The following is a 1,008-nucleotide window of genomic DNA, read 5'->3' on the forward strand; positions in this document are numbered from 1 at the left end:
GCGTCGCCGTAATCAGTGCTGACGGGAATCGACTTTGCTACGACCAATCGCGAAGGCGGAACCTCGTCGGCGATGCCGAGCACTTCCGGTGACTTGTTGAAGACTTTGCACAGCTCGTCCACCCAGTCGGTGGGCTTCACCTTGCCCTGTTCCCACCAGACGAGCTGGCGTCGCAGACTTGCAGGCTTCGGAGGTCTCTGACCAGTGTCCTGACGGGCGCGGGCAAGTCGCCTGCACACCTCGGCTTGCGACCAGCCCTCGGCAACCCGAGCCCTCTTGAGCTTGGTCTGCTGCTGTACGTCCCCCACTGGATCCCCCGTTTTGCCTGTTCAGCCGGGGGTGAGCCGGTGAGTGCGCGACCGGCTCACCCCCCACTCATCTACCTGCGGCGCGCGATTCGGGTGACTCTTGATCTCAACGGCGACAACGCCGGACAACGGATCAGACGAGGAGAGACCGATGGGAAAAAAGGACCCGCTGCAGGCGCTGGTTGGCAACGGTGGTGGCACCCTCAAGAAGCTGGTTGGTATCGCGATTGCGGTTGCGCTCTTGGTAATCGTGGTGAAGTTCCCGAGCGATGCGGCCAACTGGGTGCAGGAACTCTGGAAGTTTGGCGAGGGTGTCATCACAGGGATCGTGAGTTTCCTTCGGCAGGCGTTCTAGTTCCGATGGCGGCTTCAACGTCAGCAAGCCGACGCTGCAACTCCGTGACGGCGTCTTGCAGGTGGGCGACAGTCTCGCGGATGTTCTGCGGCGCGTCCGGAATGGCGCCGCTGACGAAGGCACCGACGGTCGGCCGAACGATCAACCAGCCCTCATCGCGAAGGGTGGTCACGGCTCGCTGCGCAGTATTCATGGCGACGTCGTGTTCCTTGGCCAGCTCGCGGCTCGAAGGAAGCTGCTCCCCCGGCTTGAGCTTGCCGCTGCGGATGGCTCGACGGATGGACTCGGCTACCTGTTCGTAGCGAGCAAGGCCCAGCTCTTCGCTCATCACAAACCCGAGCATAG

Annotated in this window: 2 protein-coding genes; one reads left to right on the plus strand and one right to left on the minus strand. The window is 62.7% G+C overall.

All coding sequences use genetic code 11. The annotated features are described in order from the left end of the window. The first annotated feature begins 459 nt into the window (after positions 1-459). Positions 460-663, plus strand: coding sequence for a hypothetical protein (locus DI005_RS06555; RefSeq protein WP_113641550.1), 204 nt, complete (start codon positions 460-462; stop codon positions 661-663). Here the strand turns inward: DI005_RS06555 and DI005_RS06560 are convergent. Further along, a partial coding sequence (locus DI005_RS06560) for a GntR family transcriptional regulator (RefSeq protein WP_113641551.1) occupies positions 626-1,008 on the minus strand: 383 nt, incomplete at its 5' end. The genes DI005_RS06555 and DI005_RS06560 overlap by 38 nt on opposite strands.

The sequence above is a fragment of the Prauserella sp. PE36 genome, from assembly GCF_003311655.1.
GTDB classification, from domain to species: Bacteria; Actinomycetota; Actinomycetes; order Mycobacteriales; family Pseudonocardiaceae; genus Prauserella_A; species Prauserella_A endophytica.

What these genes read in the sequence shown, in the direction of transcription:
- DI005_RS06555 (WP_113641550.1), top strand. Translation starts at nt 460, where the DNA reads ATGGGAAAAAAGGACCCGCTGCAGGCGCTGGTTGGCAACGGTGGTGGC.